Source organism: Arthrobacter sp. SX1312 (assembly GCF_002929295.1).
Classification (GTDB): Bacteria; Actinomycetota; Actinomycetes; order Actinomycetales; family Micrococcaceae; genus Arthrobacter_D.
The window spans coordinates 77,054-96,112 of the sequence record NZ_PJIM01000002.1 but is presented as its reverse complement, the minus strand read 5'-3'; the positions used below and the strand labels follow the sequence as shown (position 1 = coordinate 96,112).

11 protein-coding genes and 2 tRNA genes are annotated in these 19,059 nt (G+C 69.8%); 3 read left to right on the top strand and 10 right to left on the bottom strand.

Translation table 11 applies throughout. The annotated features are described in order from the left end of the window. Together CXQ92_RS07865 and CXQ92_RS07860 are read right to left on the bottom strand one after the other, a co-directional pair. On the bottom strand, window positions 1-1,419 hold the full coding sequence (locus CXQ92_RS07865; protein WP_181033592.1) for an NAD(P)/FAD-dependent oxidoreductase: 1,419 nt from the start codon (window positions 1,417-1,419) through the stop codon (window positions 1-3). Between the two features lie 91 nt (window positions 1,420-1,510). Beyond that, a tRNA-Arg gene (locus CXQ92_RS07860) sits at window positions 1,511-1,586 on the bottom strand. Window positions 1,587-1,877: 291 nt separating this feature from the next. On the opposite strand from CXQ92_RS07860, the gene CXQ92_RS07855 reads away from it, so the two are divergent. Further along, window positions 1,878-3,719, top strand: coding sequence for a phosphoenolpyruvate carboxykinase (GTP) (locus tag CXQ92_RS07855; protein ID WP_104166998.1), 1,842 nt, complete (start codon window positions 1,878-1,880; stop codon window positions 3,717-3,719). 105 nt (window positions 3,720-3,824) lie between these two features. Here the strand turns inward: CXQ92_RS07855 and CXQ92_RS07850 are convergent, their stop codons facing one another. Next, a complete protein-coding gene (locus tag CXQ92_RS07850) occupies window positions 3,825-5,231 on the bottom strand; it encodes a phosphomannomutase/phosphoglucomutase (protein ID WP_258069810.1) in 1,407 nt (468 codons plus the stop codon). A gap of 93 nt (window positions 5,232-5,324) precedes the next feature. Here CXQ92_RS07850 and CXQ92_RS07845 point away from each other — a divergent pair, with 93 nt between their 5' ends. After that, window positions 5,325-7,439 carry an ATP-dependent DNA helicase RecQ gene (locus CXQ92_RS07845; RefSeq protein WP_104166994.1) on the top strand — a complete coding sequence of 705 codons (2,115 nt, stop codon included), beginning with the start codon at window positions 5,325-5,327 and terminating at the stop codon, window positions 7,437-7,439. A 202-nt stretch (window positions 7,440-7,641) separates the two neighbouring features. Here the strand turns inward: CXQ92_RS07845 and CXQ92_RS07840 are convergent. Together CXQ92_RS07840 and CXQ92_RS07835 are read right to left on the bottom strand one after the other, a co-directional pair. Next, window positions 7,642-7,729, bottom strand: a tRNA-Ser gene (locus tag CXQ92_RS07840). A gap of 115 nt (window positions 7,730-7,844) precedes the next feature. After that, complete coding sequence (locus tag CXQ92_RS07835; RefSeq protein WP_104166992.1) at window positions 7,845-9,932, bottom strand: prolyl oligopeptidase family protein; 2,088 nt, start codon at window positions 9,930-9,932, stop codon at window positions 7,845-7,847. An 89-nt stretch (window positions 9,933-10,021) separates the two neighbouring features. Between CXQ92_RS07835 and CXQ92_RS07830 the strand changes: the two genes are divergently transcribed. Next, on the top strand, window positions 10,022-12,082 hold the full coding sequence (locus CXQ92_RS07830; protein ID WP_258069809.1) for an FAD/NAD(P)-binding domain-containing protein: 2,061 nt from the start codon (window positions 10,022-10,024) through the stop codon (window positions 12,080-12,082). 147 nt (window positions 12,083-12,229) lie between these two features. Here the strand turns inward: CXQ92_RS07830 and CXQ92_RS07825 are convergent, their stop codons facing one another. The 5 genes from CXQ92_RS07825 to CXQ92_RS18795 all read right to left on the bottom strand — a co-directional run bounded on the left by CXQ92_RS07825 (window position 12,230) and on the right by CXQ92_RS18795 (window position 18,741). Then, a complete protein-coding gene (locus tag CXQ92_RS07825) occupies window positions 12,230-16,822 on the bottom strand; it encodes an ExeM/NucH family extracellular endonuclease (protein WP_104166988.1) in 4,593 nt (1,530 codons plus the stop codon). Between the two features lie 220 nt (window positions 16,823-17,042). After that, a complete protein-coding gene (locus CXQ92_RS07820; RefSeq protein WP_104166986.1) occupies window positions 17,043-17,615 on the bottom strand; it encodes a septum formation family protein in 573 nt (190 codons plus the stop codon). Window positions 17,616-17,745: 130 nt separating this feature from the next. Further along, a complete protein-coding gene (locus tag CXQ92_RS18805) occupies window positions 17,746-18,135 on the bottom strand; it encodes a hypothetical protein (RefSeq protein WP_219815698.1) in 390 nt (129 codons plus the stop codon). Between the two features lie 114 nt (window positions 18,136-18,249). Beyond that, window positions 18,250-18,447, bottom strand: a complete 198-nt coding sequence (locus tag CXQ92_RS18800) for a hypothetical protein (RefSeq protein ID WP_219815697.1) — start codon at window positions 18,445-18,447, stop codon at window positions 18,250-18,252. Between the two features lie 6 nt (window positions 18,448-18,453). Further along, on the bottom strand, window positions 18,454-18,741 hold the full coding sequence (locus tag CXQ92_RS18795; protein ID WP_219815696.1) for a hypothetical protein: 288 nt from the start codon (window positions 18,739-18,741) through the stop codon (window positions 18,454-18,456). Window positions 18,742-19,059: the final 318 nt, after the last annotated feature.

Genomic DNA, 19,059 nt, shown 5'->3' with positions numbered 1-19,059 from the left:
CTACAGACCGTATTTCTCGAGCAACCGCAGCCACACCTCGCTCACGGTGGGGTAGGAGGGCACGGCATGCCACAGGCGGTCGAGGGGCACCTCCCCGACGATGGCGATCGTGGCGGCGTGGAGCATCTCGGACACCTCGGGCCCGGCGAAGGTGACGCCCACGAGCACCTTCCGGTCCTCGTCGACGACCATCTGCGCCCAGCCCTTGTACCCGTCCGAGTGCAGGGCGGACCCGGCGACGGCGATCTCGAGGGACGTCTCGGAGGCGTTGACGCCGTCCTTCCGCGCCTGCTCGAGGGTGCGCCCCACCATGGCAATCTCCGGGTCGGTGAACACCACCTGGGGGACAGCGGTCCGGTCCGCCGTCGAGGCGTAGGCGCTCCAGTCCTCGGCGGCATCGCCGAGGGTGCCCCGGGCGCGGGCCGCGATTGCGTCACCGGTCACGCGCGCCTCGTACTTCCCCTGGTGCGTCAGTTGGACCACACCGCCCACGTCGCCGACCGCGTACAGCCAGCCGCCGGCGTCGGGGACGCGTCCGGTGGCGTCCCGGGTCAGCGTCTTCGGGTCCAGGCCGATACTCTCGAGCCCGAGTCCGGATGTGTGCGGGTGCCGCCCGGTCGAGACGAGGAGTTTCTCCGCCGTGACGGTCCGGCCGTCGCCGACGTCGAGTACGAAGCCGCCGTCCGCCTGGCGCACCGCGTTCGTCGCCGTGTCCGTCAGGATTGTGAGCCCTTCACCGCGGAGGGCGTCGACGACGAGGTCCGAGGCTTCCTTCGGGTAATTGCCGAGGATCCCGCTGCGGGCGATGACGGTGACCTCCGCGCCGAGTCGAGCATAGGCCTGGGCCAGTTCGACGCCGGCCACGCCGCCGCCGAGGACGGCGAGGCTTGCGGGGATCGTTTTCGCGGAGGTCGCGTCACGAGTGGTCCAGTAGTCGAGGTCGGCGAGCCCGTCGACGGGCGGGACCGTCGGCGTGGAGCCCGTGGCGAGCACGACGGCGTGGTTCGCGCGGTAGCTGGTCTCGGATCCGTCGCCGTGGCCGATGACGACCTCGCGCTCACCGGTGAGTTTCGCCCAGCCGCGTTCCAGGGTGATGCCCGTCGAGGTCACCCATTCCTCCTGTGAGGAGTCGTCCCAGTCGGAAGTGAAGGAGGTGCGGCGCTCGAGCACCTGCTGCGCGTCGAGTACACCCGTCACAGCTTCCCGTGCGCCGGCCACGCCGCGGGCCGCGTTGAGGACGGTGCCCGGGCGGAGGAGGGCCTTGGACGGCATGCAGGCCCAGTAGGAGCATTCACCCCCGACGAGATCGGCCTCGACGAGCACCGCAGAGAATCCCCGCTCGACCACCCGGCCCGCCACGTTCTCGCCGACTGCGCCGGCGCCGATCACGATGACATCGATGCTCTGGGGTTCGCTCATAGGCAGAGCCTTCCATCCGCCCCACCCGGGAGCAACCCACATGCGAAAGGCCCCGACCGGAGTCGGGGCCCTTCGTGGTCTGGTTCGACCGTGGTGCGCGCGAAGGGATTCGAACCCCCAACCTTCTGATCCGTAGTCAGATGCTCTATCCGTTGAGCTACGCACGCATTCGCAGTTCGTCGATCCGCCGGGCGGATGAGTCCCACAAACCGGCCGTTTGGCCGTAAATAACTCTAGCGTGGATTGGCTGCGGCGCCTAATCAGCGTACCCCTCCAGTCCCGGGTAGACCGGTCTACGTGACCTTCATCACAGCAGGGCGTAACGTAAGCGCTGGACATCGGCGCAGTGACGCGGAACACCCCAGGTCCAGGGTGCATGCTCCGCCGATCGGACCCTCACATGAAATATCCCGCCCCTAGCATCGGTACACACCAGGCACCCAACGAAGGGAAGAGTAATGGGCGATCCCGTACGGCAGCTCACGGTCGACACACCCCCCACTGCGCCGACCACCCACCGGGCCCTGCTCGCGTGGGTGGAGGAGGTGCGGCAGCTGACGCAGCCCGCCGACGTCGTCTGGGTGGACGGGTCGGAGGCCGAGAACCGGCGTCTCGCGGATGGTCTGGTCGAGAGCGGCACCTTCATCCGGCTCAACCCGGAGACCTTCCCCAACTCCTTCGCCGCGTTCTCGGACCCCAGGGACGTGGCCCGGGTCGAGGAGCAGACCTTCATCTGCTCGAAGGATGAGCGGGAAGCGGGCTTCACGAACAACTGGATGGATCCGGCCGAGATGAAGGCGAAGCTCACCGGCCTGTTCACCGGGGCCATGCGCGGGCGCACCATGTACGTCATCCCGTTCGTCATGGGCCACCTCGACGCCGAGGACCCCAAGTTCGGCGTCGAGATCACCGACAGCGCCTACGTGGTCACGTCCATGCGCATCATGGCGACGATCGGCACCCCCGTCCTGGACCGCATGACTGAACTCGACGCCGCGTTCGTGCCTGCCCTCCACTCGCTCGGAGCACCCCTGGCCGAGGGTGAGGCCGATGTCCCATGGCCCTGCAACGAGGACAAGTGGATCGTCCACTTCCCCGAGGAGCGCTCCATCTGGTCCTACGGTTCCGGCTACGGCGGCAACGCCCTGCTCGGCAAGAAGTGCTACGCGCTGCGGATCGCATCCGTCATGGCCCGCGACGAGGGCTGGCTGGCCGAGCACATGCTGATCCTCAAGCTCACCTCACCCCAGGACAAGACCTACTACCTCTCCGCGGCGTTCCCCTCGGCATGCGGCAAGACGAACCTCGCCTTGCTCGACCCCACGATCGACGGCTGGAAGGTCGAGACCCTGGGCGATGACATCACCTGGATGCGCTTCGGCAAGGAGGGCGAGCTGCGGGCCGTCAACCCCGAGGCAGGCCTGTTCGGCGTCGCCCCGGGCACCGGCTGGCACACGAACCCGAACGCGATGCGCGCCATCGCCAAGGGCAACTCGGTCTTCACGAACGTGGCCCTCACCGACGACGGCGGCGTCTGGTGGGAGGGCATGACGGAGGAGGTGCCGGCCCACCTCACGGACTGGCAGGGCCGCGACTGGACGCCGGACATGGATCACACCGCCGCGCACCCGAACGCCCGGTTCTGCACCCCGATCGACCAGATCGACATGCTCGCCGAGGAGTTCAACCGGCCCGACGGCGTCGAGCTCTCGGCCATCCTCTTCGGCGGACGCCGCAAGACGACGGTCCCTCTCGTCACGCAGTCGCGCAACTGGGCGAACGGCATCTTCATGGGATCGACGCTGTCGTCGGAGACCACGGCGGCCGCTGCCGGCGAGGTGGGCCGCGTGCGCCGTGACCCCATGGCCATGCTGCCCTTCATCGGCTACGACGCCGGCGACTACCTCCGGCACTGGCTCACCCTCAGCGCCGGCGCGGACCAGGCACGCCTGCCGAAGATCTTCCTCGTCAACTGGTTCCGCCGCACTGCGTCCGGAGGCTTCGCCTGGCCCGGCTTCGGCGACAATTCGCGGGTACTCAAGTGGGTCATCGAACGGCTGGAGGGCACAGCGGACGCCGTCGAGACCCCCATCGGCTTCGTCCCCACAGGGGAAGCGCTCGATCTCACGGGACTGGACATGACGCCGGCCGAGGTGGAGGCCGCCGTGCATGTCGACGCCGCCGAATGGGCCGAGGAACTCCGGGGCATCGAGCAGTGGTACGACCGCTTCGGTGAGTCCCTGCCCGACGAGCTCCGGGGCCAGCTCCACGAACTGAAGGAACGGTTCAGCGTCTCCTGACATCAGGGGCCGACGACGCCGGTCCTCGGTGGGTGCGCACCTGTGGCGGGTCCTGAGTGGTGGGACCCGCCATACGTGCGCTCCCGGCCGGTACCGCGCGGAGGGTCAGTCGCGGATGACCCCGAGGACGCGCTGCACGAGGTCCTGGAGCGTCCGGGGATCCACGGCCTCGGCGTTGAGCCGGAGGTACGGCTCGGTGTTCGAGGGGCGCAGGTTGAACCACCAGTTCCCGTGGTCCGGGGTGAAGGTCAGTCCGTCGAGGTCGTCGACGACGACGCCGTCCTGCTCGAACTCGGCGCGCGCCCGGGCGATGGACGCCGTGAGGTCCTCGACCTTCGAGTTGACTTCGCCCGAGGAGAAGTAGGGCTCGTATTCGCGGCCCAGCTCCGAGAGCGGCCCGTCCTGCTCGCCCAGGGCCGCGAGGACGTGCATCGCGGCGAGCATCCCCGTGTCCGCGTTCCAGAAGTCCCGGAAGTAGTAGTGGGCGGAGTGCTCGCCGCCGAACACGGCGCCCTCCTTCGCCATGACGGCCTTGATGAAGGAGTGGCCCACGCGCGTGCGGACCGGACGGCCGCCGTCGTGCCTGATCAGTTCCGGCACCGCGCGGGAGGTGATGAGGTTGTGGATGATCACGGGTTCGGCCTCGCCGGCGGCCTGCGCACGGGCGATCTCGCGGCGGGCGACCATCGCGGTGATGGCGCTGGGTGAGACGGGCTGGCCGAGCTCGTCGATGATGAAGCAGCGGTCGGCGTCGCCGTCGAACGCGATCCCGATGTCCGCGCCGTGCTCGACGACGGCGGCCTGCAGGTCGCGGAGGTTCTCCGGCTCGAGCGGGTTGGCCGGGTGGTTGGGGAAGGAGCCGTCGAGCTCGAAGTAGAGGGGCACGATCTCGAACGGCAGGGCGGGCAGGATCTTGTCGCCGAGGACGGCGGGGGTGGTCAGGCCCGCCATGCCGTTGCCGGCGTCCACCACCAGCTTGAGCGGGCGCGACGACGAGAGGTCCACCTGGGTGCGCAGGAACCGCGAGTACTCCTCGAGGACGTCGCGCACGCCGGTGGTGCCCTGCACCGCGGCGGCGGGGATCGAGCCGTCTGCGAGGTAGCGTTCGGCACGCTCCTGGACGTCGTTGAGGCCCGTCTCCGAGGACACGGGGACGGCACCGGGGCGCGTCATCTTCATCCCGTTGTACTGGGCCGGGTTGTGGCTGGCGGTGAACGTCACACCGGCCGCATTCAGGGTACCGCTGGCGTAGTAGAGCTCGTCGGTGGAGATGAGGTCGAGGTAGACCACGTTCGCCCCGCGGCGGGTGGCACCCTCGGCGAACGCCTTCGAGAACTCGGGCGACGACGGCCGCATGTCTCCGCCGACGAGGATGGTCTCACCGGACAGCTCGAGCGAGTCGACGAAGGCTGCTCCGACCGCCCGGACCGAGTCGGCGGTGATGGTCTCACCGACGATGCCGCGGACGTCGTAGGCCTTGAAGGATGCAGAGAGATCGAAGGTTGTAGTCACGTCTGGAAGTGTATCGGCTGGTGCCGGAGCGACAGCTGTGCACATAGCGGTTGCACCGCGGGGAGTGGGGGAGGCGGCTGGGATACTGGGGAGATGTCGCCGACCACCACGCTGAACGAGCAAGCCACCGATATCCTGACCACCCTCGTCGGGTCGCCGGACGCACGGTTCCACGACGGACAGTTCGAGGCCATCGAGGCCCTCGTGGAGGGCGGCCGACGCGCGCTGGTGGTCCAGCGCACCGGGTGGGGCAAGTCGGCGGTGTACTTCGTCGCGAGCCTGCTCCTGCGCGCGCGCGGCGCGGGGCCCACCCTGATCGTCTCGCCGCTCCTCGCGCTCATGCGGGACCAGGTCGCGGCCGCGGCCAGGGCCGGTGTCCGGGCGCAGGCCATCAACTCGGCCAACCAGACCGAGTGGCAGGACATCACCGCGAAGCTGCAGGCCGACGAGGTGGATGTCCTCCTCGTCTCCCCCGAGCGCCTCAACAACCCGTCCTTCCGCGAGCAGCACCTGCCGGAACTCATGCGGCGGACGGGCCTGCTCGTGATCGACGAGGCCCACTGCATCTCCGACTGGGGGCACGACTTCCGGCCGGACTACCGGCGCCTGCGTGAGCTGATCATGGGGCTGCCCGCCGGGGTGCCCGTGCTCGCCACGACCGCGACCGCCAACTCGCGCGTGGTGAAGGACGTCGAGGAGCAGCTGGGAGCGGACGGCACCGACGTCTTCACGCTGCGCGGGGAGCTCGCCCGGAAGTCCCTGCGGCTCGGGGTGCTGCGCCTGCCGAGTCCGCGATCGCGTCTCGCCTGGCTTCTCACCCACCTCTCGGACCTGCCGGGGAGCGGCATCATCTACGCCCTCACGGTCTCCGCCGCCGAGGACACCGCGCGTCTCCTCCGGGAGAACGGTCACGCGGTCCGGGCCTATACCGGGCGCACGGATCCGGCCGACCGCGAGGCCGCCGAGGCAGCCCTCAAGAACAACGAGGTGAAGGCCCTGGTGGCCACGAGCGCCCTGGGTATGGGCTTCGACAAGCCCGACCTCGGGTTCGTGGTGCACCTCGGGGCGCCCTCGTCCCCGGTCGCCTACTACCAGCAGGTCGGCCGCGCCGGGCGCGGGACGCCGAACGCGGACGTCCTGCTGCTGCCCGGCGCAGAGGACCGCGACATCTGGGAGTACTTCGCCACCGCCTCGATGCCGTCCCAGGACGCCGCGCTCCGGGTGATCGACGCCCTCCAGCCCGGTGTCGTCCTGTCCACCCCCGCACTCGAGACCCGGGTGAACCTGAAGCGCTCGCCGCTCGAGCTGCTGCTCAAGGTGCTCGACGTCGACGGCGCGGTCCGCAAGGTCACCGGCGGGTGGGAGGGCACCGGGGCGACCTGGGAATACGACGCCGAGCGGTACCGCCGCATCAGCGAGGCGCGCGTCGTGGAACAGAAGGCGATGCTCGACTACGAGAACACCACGGCCTGCCGCATGGAGTTCCTCTCGCGGTCCCTCGACGACCCCGCCGCCACCCCCTGCGGCCGCTGCGACAACTGCGCCGGCCCCTGGTACTCGGACGAGGTGGCTCGCGAGGCATCCGACTCCGCGAACCAGGCCCTCAGCAGGGTCGGCGTGGAGCTCGAGCCCCGCGGCCAGTGGCCCTCCGGCATGGACAAGCTCGGTGTGCCACTCAAGGGGAAGCTGAAGCCGGACGAGGTCAGCCTTCCGGGCCGCGCCCTCGCACGCCTCACCGACCTCGGCTGGGGCAACAGGCTCCGCGAACTCCTGGCGGACGCGACACCCGACGCCCCGCTCGATCCGGCGGTCGTCGAAGCCGTCGTGCGCGTGCTGGCCCAGTGGGGTTGGGAGGAGCGGCCCGTGGCCGTCGTCAGCATCCCCTCCCGGCGGCGTCCCCAGCTCGTCGGGTCCCTGGCGCAGGCGCTCGCCGGTGTGGGCCGCATCCCCTATCTCGGGCAGCTGACCACGCCGCACGGGTTTCCGCAGGGGCAGCCCGGCGGCAACAGCGCGTTCCGGCTCGCCTCCGTGTGGGATCACTTCGCCGTCCCTGACGAGGGCGCCGCATGGTTCGCGGCGAACCCCGGGCCGGTGCTGCTCGTCGACGACTTCGCGGACAGCCGGTGGACCATCACGGAGGCCGGGCGGGCGCTGCGCGCTGCCGGGGCGTCCGGGGTGCTGCCGTTCGCACTGGCGCTCAAGGCGTAGCTCCGGGGTGTCGGCGGGGCTGGATGCAGCAGCCCCTGGGCGTCGGCGGGGCCGGGGGAGCGTTGACACTCAGGGCTGCTGCGGGGCATCCCGGGCATCCCGGGCGTTGCTGTTGGCGCTGAGGCTGGATGTAGCGCCGGTCGTGACGTCTCCGGTTGCCCGGAGACGAAAAAAGAGCCCCTATTTCTAGGGGCCCTTCCAGCGGAGACGGGGGGATTTGAACCCCCGGTAGGCTTTAGGCCCACACTTCATTAGCAGTGAAGCCCATTCGGCCGCTCTGGCACGTCTCCATCGGCTATCGCTAGCCTCCCAAGGTTACCCAGAAGGGGACGGCAAGAGCAAAACAGGCACCCGGCCCCGGACGGACCGGCGACGGGTCGGGCGGGGCGAGCGGATCGCCGCCGGTCAGAGGGAGCCGGTCAGGGCCCGCCAGAGGAACTCGAAGCTCATGGCGTGCATCCTTGCGGCCTGCCGGTTGTCCGCCGCACCCGCATGCCCGCCCTCGAGCGCCTCGTGGAACCAGACGTTCCCGACGCCGAGGTCCTTCATCCTCGCGGCCATCTTGCGGGCCTGGACAGGCCCCACGCGGTCGTCGCTCGTCGCCGTCCAGATCAGGGTCTTCGGGTAGGCCACGTCGTCGCGCAGCAGGTGGTAGGGCGAGAACGTCCGGACGTACTCCCACTCCTCCGGCTTGTCCGGGTCGCCGTACTCGGCGATCCACGAGTACCCGGCGGAGAGCTTCGTGTACCGGCGCATGTCCAGCAGCGGGACACCGCAGGAGACGGCGCCGAACAGGTGCGGGTAGGCGGTGAGCATGTTGCCCACGAGGAGGCCGCCGTTGCTCCGACCGGTGCAGCCCAGCAGGGCCGGCGCCGTCACGCCGCGCTGCACCAGGTCCTCGGCGATCGCCGCGAAGTCCTCGTACGCGCGGTGCCGATCGGCGTGCAGGGCTGCGCGGTGCCACGCGGGTCCGTACTCGCCGCCGCCGCGGATGTTCGCCAGCACGTAGACACCGGCGCGGCCGTCGTCGGTGACGCGGTCCAGCCAGCCGCGGCCGATCACGCCGCTGTAGGCGGGCGTCATGGAGTGCTCGAAGCCGCCGTACCCGGAGAGCAGGGTGGGGTTCCCGCCGTCGAGCACCAGGTTCTTCGCGGCGATCTGGAAATACGGGACCCGCGTGCCGTCGTCGGAGACCGCGAAGTGCTGCTCGACCGCGTAGCGGTCCTCGTCGAAGTACGACGGCGACGACTTGACGGCGGTGTGGTCCCCGCCGATGGTCCCGCGGTAGAGCGTCGAGGGTGTGAGGAAGCCGGTGGCGATCAGCCAGTAGTCGTTGCCGGCGTCGTCGTCCTCGTCGTCGACGGCGTAGGCGTCCACGGAGTGCAGCGGCGGGCAGGCGTCGAGGAGTTCCGCCGCCCAGCCCTGCGCGGGGTCGAGGATGCGGATCTCTGAGGAGACGTCGCGCAGCAGGTTCAACAGCAGGTAGTCCCGGGTCCAGCTCCAGGACTGCAGGGACGTCGACGCGTCAGGGGCGAACACGGTGGCGAAGGAGCGCCCGCCGGCGAGGAACGCCTCGAACCCGATGACGAGCAGCGACCCGGCGGCGTGCGTGCTGCCGTCGACGGTCCAGTCCGTGCGGGGGCGCACGATCAGCCATTCGCGGTGCAGGGAGATACTCGCGTCCTCCGGCACCTCGATCAGCTGCCACGACCCGTCCCGCCGGAGGTAGGTGCGGCGCGTGTAGAAGTCGATGGTGTCGACGGCGACATCGCGCACGAAGCCGGGCGTGGAATCGTGCAGGACGAGGGCCATCATGTGGTCCTCGTCCACGCCGAAGTACTCGTCGGCGTCGTCCAGGGTGCCGCCGCGCTGCAGGGTGCGGACGGTCCGGGGGTAGGAACTCGATGTCATGGAGCCGGGCCCGAAGTCGGTGCCGACATACAGGGTGTCCGGCCCCGCCCACGTGATGCGGCTCTTGGCCGCCGGGATGTCGAACCCGCCGTCCACGAAGGCCAGGGTGCCGAGGTCGAACTCGCGGTACCGTGCGGCGTCGCCTCCGTCGGGGGAGAGCACCACGAGGACCCGCTCGTGGGCTTCGCCGTCCGCGGGGCGCAGGAAGAGCGCGCCGCCCCAGACCCAGTCCGTGCCCTCGGCGGCACTCAGGGCATCGACGTCGAGGAGGAGCTCCCACTGCGGGTCGTCGGAGGCATAGCTCTCCCAGGTCGTGCGGCGCCAGATGCCCTGCCGGTGCGCGGCGTCGCGCCAGAAGTTGTAGTAGAAGTCGCCGTGCTTGCCCACCATCGGGATGCGGTCGGTGGAGTCGAGCACTTCGAGGATCCCGCGCTCGCGGATTCCGAAGTCCGGGGTGACCAGAGCAGCCTCCGTCAGGGCATTCTCGGCGCGTACCCAGTCGAGCTGGCGCTCGCCGTAGATGTCCTCCAGCCAGAGGAAGGGGTCGTCCGTCATGGCGGGGTCATCCGTGTGCAGCGTCATGCGCCCATCCTATGCAGGGACGTGGAAGCGTCACCAAGCCCGGCATCCCGGCGGACCGGCGCAGGCGCCACGTTGGATACTCTTGCAAGGTGGAGAATCAGGACGCACGACAGGTGGCCGTCATCGGTGGTGGACCTCGCGGCACCTCCGTGGTCGAGCGGCTGATCGCCGGACATCGGGCCCTCGGGGCGTCCGCTCCCGCGCTGGTCATCCGCGTCGTCGAACCGCACGACCCCGGACCGGGCCACGTCTGGCGCCCGGACCAGTCACGGCTCTTCCTGATGAACACGCCCTGCCTGTATCCGACGGTGGTGCCGGTCGGGGCCCCGGCCGCGAGCATCCCGGAGTCGTCCGTGGGGCTGTCCTTCGACGCGTGGCGCGACCGTGTGGTCGCCGGCCTCGTCCCGGGGCTCGACAACGACGACGTGGCGGAATGCAGGGGACTCGCCTCGCGGGACTTCCCGAGCAGGGCGCTCTACGGCCGGTACCTCGCCTGGGTGTTCACCGAGGTGGTTCGGACGGCGCCGCCGGGTGTCGCAGTGGTCCATCACCGCAACGAGGCGGTCGGCCTCGACCACAGCGCGGCGGCTCGACACCGCGACGCTTCCGCCGGACGCGGTGGCCGGGAGTGGCGGATCACCCTCGACGACGGGTCGCAGTTCGATGCCGACGACGTCGTCCTGGCGCTCGGCCATCTCGCGGCGACCCTGACCCCGGACCAGGGCCGGCTCCAGGACGCCGCGGCGCGGCACGGACTGCAGTACTGGCCGCCCGCAGTCCCGGCCGACGTCGCCTGGAACCGCCTTCCGGCGGGGAAGACCGTCCTGGTCCGCGGACTCGGGCTCAACTTCTTCGACGCCATGATCCAGCTGACGGAGGGTCGCGGCGGCCGGTTCTCCAGCGAGGACGACGGTCGGCTCGTCTACACGCCGTCCGGGAAGGAGCCCCGCCTCGTGGCCGGGTCGAGACGCGGCGTCCCCTACCGTGCGAAGGCGTCCCTCGACTCGTACTTCCCGCGCAGCGTCGTGCTGCGTTTCTGCACCCCCGAACACGCCCTCGCGTTCCGGGCGTCCGGCGTCCAGCCGGGTTTCGACCACGACCTCTGGCCCCTCCTGCACCGCGACGTGCTCTGGACCTACTACTCGACCCTCAGCCGCACCGCGCCTGCTGCGCTCCTCACGCCGCCCGATATGTTCCTCGCCGGACTCGATGCTGCCCTCGTGAGCGACGGACCGGGCTGGGAGGCCGCCGCCGGGGAGGCCGTCGCGCGGGCCGTGCCGGTGGAGCTGAGGCTCGACGTCGAAGCCCTCGCCCACCCCTTCGCCGGACGTCGCTTCGCGGACGGTGCAGCCTTCACCGCGACGGTGCTCGCCTACCTCGACGCGGATGCCGCGGGGTCGGCGAAGGGCGAGGACGACCCGCTCAAGATGGCGATCGGTGCCCTGAATGCCGGGCGCACGGTGATCAAGCAGGCCGTGGCGGACGGCGGGATCTCCGTCTCGTCCTGGAACGCGGAGCTGCGCGGGTGGTTCGAGCCGCTGGTCGAGGGCCTTGCGAGCGGCCCGCCCCCGCTGCGCATCGCACAGCTCGCGGCGCTCGTCCGGGCCGGGATCGTCCGTTTCGTCGGGCCCAACCCCGGTTTCGGTTTCGACCCGGAGGCCGGTCTGTTCCGGGCTGCCTCACCGTGGGTCTCGGGGGACTCGTTCACGGCGCACTATCTCGTCGAGGCGATGATGCCGGCGAACCGGGTGTCCACGAGCCTCTCCCCACTGATGCGCCAGATGCTGCAGCAGGGGATGGTCCGGCCGGCGACGTTCATGGGGGAGACCGGGACCCCCGTCACCTCCGACGGGCTGGATGTCACCCCGCCGCCGTACCGGGCCGTCGACCGGTCCGGCCGGGAGCAGGAATCCCTCTTCGTCATCGGCCTCCAGCTCACGTCCGTGCAGTGGGGCACGGCGATCGCCGCCCACGCCGGCGCGGCGCTGGAGGCGGGCAGCAGGACCCTGCTCGACGCCGACGCGATCGCGGGCGCCGTCCTGGACCGGGCGTCGGCGCGGACACCGCGTGTGGTTCCGTCGGGCGAGCGGCGCTCCGGGGCCGAGCTGAACGAGGCCTGGACCCCAGTTGACGCGTCGGCGGCGGGCTGACGCCCGCCTCCGGTCAGGGGCGGAAGGCCGGACGGACAACGGAGTCCGCACCAGGCACGTCGAACGACAGAGGGACCCCCGCCCGTATCGAACCGGCGGGGGTCCCTCTGTCATCTCCGACCGGTCGCGGGGCGACCGGCGGCCGACCTAGCCCTTGAGGCAGCGGTCGTAGTTCGCCAGGTGCGCGCGGTAGCTGACCCAGCTGCCGTTGTTCGCGCCCTCGGCCGGTGCCGTCGGTTCGGAGCAGGCCGGCTTGCCGGGCTTGATCGGCTTGACGGGCTTCTCCGGCTTGACGGGCTTGACCGGTTTCACCGGCTTCTCCGGCTTCTCCGGTGCGGGCGGCACGGGCGGTTCCGTCGGGGTGACGGCCTCGACGGTGACCGGCAGGGTCACGGTCGTCGCGCTCGGAGCGGCCGTCAGGACGATGCGCCCCTGTCCGCTTGCCGTTGCGGGAACGGTGAGGTTCACCGTGGCGCTGCCGGCCGTGACCGGGACACTGCCCAGCTCGGTGACCGTGCCGTCCGCAGCCACGAAGCTCGCGGCCAGCGTGGTGTTGGTCGGGCTGCCGAGTGAGGTGAGATCCAGCTTCGACACCGTGAAGGAGACGGCGTCACCGGCCTTCACCGTGGTCGGGGCACCCTGCACCTGCACGCTGCGGCGGTCGAACGACGGCGACAGCGGGCTGTTGGCGCGCACGTAGTCGATCCACGCGTCACGGTCAACGAGTCCCGATTCGCGGGTGTCGGTGCCCTCACGGAAGACCGTGAAGTTGTCGCCACCCTGCGCCAGGAAGCTGAACGTGCCGATCCGGTAGTCCTTGGCCGGATCGAGCGGTGCGCCGTCGATCGTCACCGAGGTGATCCTCGAACCCCGGGCGAGGGCCGGGTCGTAGGTGACACTCACGTTGTCCGACAGGCCGAGGGCCAGGAAGGACCGCGTGTTGCCGTCCGGCTGCCACTGCTGCTCGAGCATGGCCTTGAACTGCGCACCGGTCAGGGTGGTGGTCCAGAGGTCGTTGACGAACGGCAGGACCGCATTCGCCTCGGCGAACGTCACGACGCCGTCCGGAGCGTAGTAGAGCTCGTTGCGGAGCCCGCCCGGGTTGACGACGCCGATCTGCGCACCGCCGCGTTCGGCCGGTGCGAGGCTGGCCCGCAGGGAGTCGGCGACGAGGTTGCCCAGCGTGGACTCGTTGGCGCGGTCGTCACGGGTTGCACCCGTGAAGGCCGTGGTGATGTCCCCGGTGACCGCACCGACCGGCTGGTCGCCGATGACCTTCGCCTGCGCGAGGGCCGCATCGACGATGGTCTTCACCGCGGCGACGCGCGGGTAGGCCGCGACGAGGGCTGCATCCGTCTCGGTGGAGCGTGCGACGTTGCGGGCCGTGTAGGACGCGACGTCGCCCGTCGTGGTGTCGACGGTCAGCGTGATCTGGCCGACGAACTCGCCGTAGGACCCGGTCTGGAGGATGGGCCGGGTCTCGCCTGCGGCGCCGGGGACGGGGGCGTCCCACGCGTACTGCTTGTGCGTGTGGCCGGTGAAGATGGCGTCCACGAGGGGCGTCGTCTCCGTGACGATCTCGGCGAACACGCCACCTGCTGCGACTTCCTGCTCCAGGGTTGCACCCTCGACGGCGCCGTCCCCGGCACCCTCGTGGTACTCGGCGACGATGACGTCGGCGAGGTCCTGTGCTTCGATCTCCTGCGCGACGCGGTTGACCGCCTCGACAGGATCCCCGAAGTCGACGGTCGCGATGCCGCCGGGGCTGACGAGTGACGCGGTCTCCTCGGTGACCACACCGATCACCGCGATGTCGACGCCGTCGACCGTGATGATCGAGTACTCGTCGAGGGCGGGCTCGGTGGTGCCCTTGGTGTACACGTTGGCGCCCAGGTACGGGAAGTCCGCGGCGTCGGCGACACGGCCGGTCAGATCGCCGAAGCCCTTGTCGAACTCGTGGTTGCCCACGGCGGATGCGCGGAGTTCCAGGGTGTTCAGGACGTCGATCGTCGGCTGGTCGTCCTGCAGCGCCGAAGCGAACAGGGACGCGCCGATGTTGTCACCGGCCGAGAGGAAGGCCGTCTTCTCATCGCCGAACTCGGCACGGAGCTTCTCGACGGTCCCGGCGAAGCGCACCGTGTTGGAGTCGATGCGACCGTGGAAGTCGTTGATGTTCAGGAGGTTGAGTTCCGCGGTGGTATCGGCCGGTGCGAGGTTCAGGCCGACCACCACGGGGTCGTGGTCGCTGGCGCGGTAGGGATCCGCCTGGTAGTAGTCGGTGACGTTGTTGTTGTAGCGGCTGTACTCGAGGGCCACCGACTCGACGGAGTTGATGTTCCACGTGTCCACCCCGGACACCGTGGCGTCCGCCGTCGGCGACGCCAGGATGTGGTCGAGGGAGCCGCTGAGGCCCGAGAAGACGTAGGAGAAGCTGTCGTCCTTCTCGGCCTGGTTGACGTATCCCGCCTCGTAGAGGACCTGCATGGGGTCCTCCTGCGTGTAGGAGTTGAAGTCGCCGGTCAGGAAGACCTTGTCCGTCTTCGCCGTCGTCTTCATGGAATCGGCGAACGCGACGAGGGCCCGGGCCTGGTCCACGCGCGCGGCGTTCCAGGCGCCCTGGCCGTCACCGGTGTCGGCGTTGGTGCCCGAGCTCGGACCGGATCCCTTGGACTTGAAGTGGTTGACGATGGCGAGGAAGGTCTCGTCCTCGGTCCCGCCGACGGGCTTGAAGGCCTGTGCCAGGGGCTTGCGCGCGTTGGTGAACACCACGTTGTCGTCGAGGATGACGGACTCGCCCACGGGCTCGGCGGTGGCCTTCTTGTAGATCAGGGCCGTGCGGATGACGTCCTCGTTCTCCAGCGCCGGCAGGGCCGCGGGGGAGCGGACGTAGTCCCAGGTGCCCGGCGCCTGCTCGTTGAGCGCGTCGGTGAGGGTCTTGAGGGCGAAGTCGCGATCCTTGCCGAACTTCGCCGAGTTCTCGATCTCCATGAGGGTGACGACGTCGGCGTCGAGTGCGTTGATCGCCGAGACGATCTTCGCCTCCTGGCGCTCGAAGCTCTCCTGGTTCGCGGCGCCGCGGGCATCGCATCCGCCTCTCACCGTGATGGGGTTCCCCGCGCGGTCCGTGTTGTAGGTGCAGCCCGTGAGCTGCTCACCGGTGGTCGCGAAGTAGTTCAGCACGTTGAACGAGGCGATCTTGACGTTCCCGCCGACCTCCTCGGGGGCGGCAGGGCGCTCGCCGGCGAACTGCACGGGCTGGACGCCGTCCGGGCGGGCGCCGTCGAGTTCGGCCAGCGGCTGGAACTTCCAGGCGCTGTTGCGGTAGTCGAGGACCACCGGGGAGGTGAACTGCGCGCTGTAGCCGACGCGGACGGGCTGCGACGGCGTGAGGTACGGCAGCACCTCGCCGCGGTTGACCTGGGTGAAGAAGTTGGTGGACGCACCGTCGTCGAGCCTGATGCTCCGGGCGGCGTTGTCGGCGATGACCGCAGCGTTCTCGGGCGTGCCGGGGCGTGCGACGTCGGTCGGCTGGCGGAGGCGCTCGGCCCCGGCCGCGAGGGTGACTTCGCCGTACTGGTTCAGGGCGTAGTTGTCGGCCACGGTGAAGGCCGTGGAGGGCTGGAAGAGCATGCCCTCCACGGCTTCACGCGCGGCATCCGTGGCGGGGAGCGCGATGGCGGAGGCCTTCGCTTCCTCGGCGGGCTCGGTGAGCTTGACCGTGCCGCCTGCGGCGACGGTGAGCTGCGTCAGGTTGAAGAACTCGCCGGCGATGCCGGTGACCTCTACGTAGTCGCCCACGGCGACGGAGCCGACGGTTGCGGGGGAGTAGACGAAGATGGCGTCCGAGGCGGTCTGGTCGGCGGCTGCCGAGCTGCCGGCGGCCTGGAGGTAGAAGCCCGCGAAGCCGCCCGTCGGGTAGGCCGCGGTGACCTTCCCGCGCGTGGTGACGGTCTGTCCGGCCAGGGGTGTGGCGGAGCCGGAGCCCTGGATGTCACGGATAGGGGTGACGACGCCCGGCACCGGGGGGTCGGTCGGCGTCGGAGTCGGCGTCGGGGTCGGCGTCGGGGTGGGCGTGCCGGCCTGGCCGGTCGCGTTCATCGGCGTGGTGTCCTGCAGCGTGAAGTCGGCGCCGTTGTTGTCCGTGTCCACGAATCCGGTGCGGTTGGCGGACTTCGTGCTGCCCGCGCCCGGTGTGGCGGCGGCGGTGCCCTCGAAGGCGTTCGCGGTGCCGTAACCCAGGGCGTCGACGACGCCGGGCGTGCCCACGATGCTGCCCAGCGGCAGGACCCCGACACTGGTGGTCTGGTTCGCCAGGATGATCACGCCGCCCGGCGCGCCGGGGTTGAAGCCGCTGGTGAGGTCAGGGGCGGGCAGGGCCGCGCCGTTCGCACCGTTGCTGCCGCCCTGGATCAGGAAGTAGCCCTTGGCCGGGATGGTGCCGCGGAGCACGGTGGCACTGGGTGTGGCGGTGGAGCCCGGTGCGCGGTACTGCAGCGACCAGCCGTCGAGGCTCACCGGAGCGTCGGTCGGGTTGTAGAGCTCCACGTACTTGTTGCTGAGGGGTGTTCCCGAAGAACCGCCCGTGAGGTACGCCTCGTTGATGATGACGCCGTCTCCTGTGACGGACGCCGTACCCGGGGGTGTCTCGACCGCGTTGGCCGGCAGTGCGATCATCGGTGAGGCCATGAGCCCTACCGACAGCGCCGCACAGAGCGCTCCCTTCCATGACGAATTAGCCATTCGTTCTTTCTTCTCCTTGACGATGGCCGCGACAGCGGCCGCGAGTGAAGCCCGCCGACCCGTGGTGGGTGGACGTATTGGCATGTGCACCGTATGTGACGCAGGTGACATTCCTATCCCCAGGAGTAGCCAACCAGAACATCGTTAACAACGGGTTACTAAAACACCAGAGGCCCCGGAAGATCCGGGGCCACTGGCCGTCATCCATGGACGAATGGTGCTATCGACCCGCATCTCGCAGCGTTCCTGTCACCGGCGTCTCCTCCTGTTCCGCGACGAAGCACAGGATCTTCCGGTCGCCCTCGGCGTCCCAGCTCTCCTCGACGGGATAGAAATAGAGCAGTTCGAGGACGGAGGTGTCGTAATCCACGCCGATGAAGCTCTCGAACTCCTCGGCGCAGAAGTCGGTGGCCGCGGTGTTGGCCCCGCCCTGGCCTGGATACTCGCCCTCGGGCATCTGCGTGGTGGCGAAGGCCTCGAACACGTGCTGTTCATCGCACGGGATCACGGCGATGTCCGAGTGGTCCTCCATGCCGGGGTCATCGATGCAATCACCCACGGCGATCCGGGAGGTCGCCGTGGGGGTCTCGGCCGTCCCGGCGGAGCCCGCGCGGCGCTCCGGCTCCGTCGTGGGGGTCTCGGCCGTCCCGGTGGAGCCGGGTCGGCGCTCCGGCTCCTCCGCCCCGAAGACGCCGCACCCTGCGATCAGGGCGGTCGTCGCGACCGACGCCAGGACCGACACCGCTGCACCCCGACGGCGCCGCGACGCCCGTCCGCCCTGCCGGCTACCCATAGAACCCCTGTCCCAGGCCACGCATTCGTGGCGCGGCTGCTGCTCCTCGGGACAGTACCGCACGACGGCGCGGGGCACCACGGCGGAGGCCACTGTCGAGGCGCGACGGCCCGACCAGGCGGTCGGGGACTCAGCCCAGGACGCTCCCCCCGCCGGTACCGGCAGGCTTGGGGTCGGGGATCCGCATCATACGGAAGGATGTGACGAGCCCTGCGAGCCCGGCGAGGATAGGGACGAACAGGGCGATCTGGAGGGCAAGGGGCCGTGCCTCCGTGTTGATGCGGATGATCTCGTCCTGGATCTCCTCCGGCTGGCCCACGAGGATCTCCTCGAGCTGGGTGTTGCTCACCACCTGGGCGTCCTCTTCGAGGGCCGTCGCCACCTGCTGCTGCTCGGCGGACGGGAGGACGGTGCTGGAGGTCGCCATGCCGATGAAGATGGTGGAGAGCGACGCCAGCATGATCCCGCCGGCGAAGGCGAGCCCGAACGACAGACCGAAGGATCCCGCGGCCGAATTCACGCTGGCGGCCTCACTGACCCGCTCGTCCGAAATGGGGGACAGGGTGTAGTTGTTGAGCTGGAATACCAGCAGTCCGAGCCCGCCACCGGCGATGACCAGCGGGATCAGGAGCCATCAGCCGGAGTCCGCGCGCGGCACGACCGGGACCAGCAGTGCCAGACCCACGAGCAGCAGCAGGAAGCCCCACCGCATGAGACCCGCCGGGCGTCGCGCGCCGGATTTCTTCCCGACCAGCAGGGCGACGGCGAACATGGTGAGGGAGAGCGGGGCGATCGAGAGCCCTGACTCCATCGCGTTGTAGCCGAGCACCATCTGCAGTTAGATGGGCAGCACGATCATCGTGCCCCCCAGGGCGATCTGCTGGAGCATCTGGCCGGTGGCGCCGAAGCGGAAGGTCTTCGCCTGGAACAGGTCCGGGTCCAGCAGCGTCGGCTTGCTGTGGCGTTTGCGCTGAACGAGCCAGTAGACCAGGCTGCCCAGCCCCACGACGCCCACCGTCAGGAGTGCTCCCACCGATTCGCCGCCCTCCTGCCACACCAGGATGCCGAGTACCACTCCGCCGATGCCCACGATGGACAGGATCGATCCGACGACATCCAGTGCCATGGATGAGGAACTGCGTGGCGGGAAGGAGGAGCGAGGCACCCAGGCCGCCGATCAGGGCCCAGAAGATGATGATCGGGAAGAGGCTCTGGGCCAGGGTCATCGCCACGGCGCCGTCTGGACGCCGCCTCTGCTCGGAAGGCTCATCAGGTACCTGCTCGACTCGCGGGATTCGGGATGGCGTAGGGGCCCGGGCAAGTCTCCCGCCCTCCGGGCGGTCCGGCCAGAGGACAAAGCCCCACCCGACGGCGATGGCCGAGCGGTCCGCGTGGTCACCCCCTGTGGAGGAGGTACACGACGATCGTGAGCACTACCGTGACC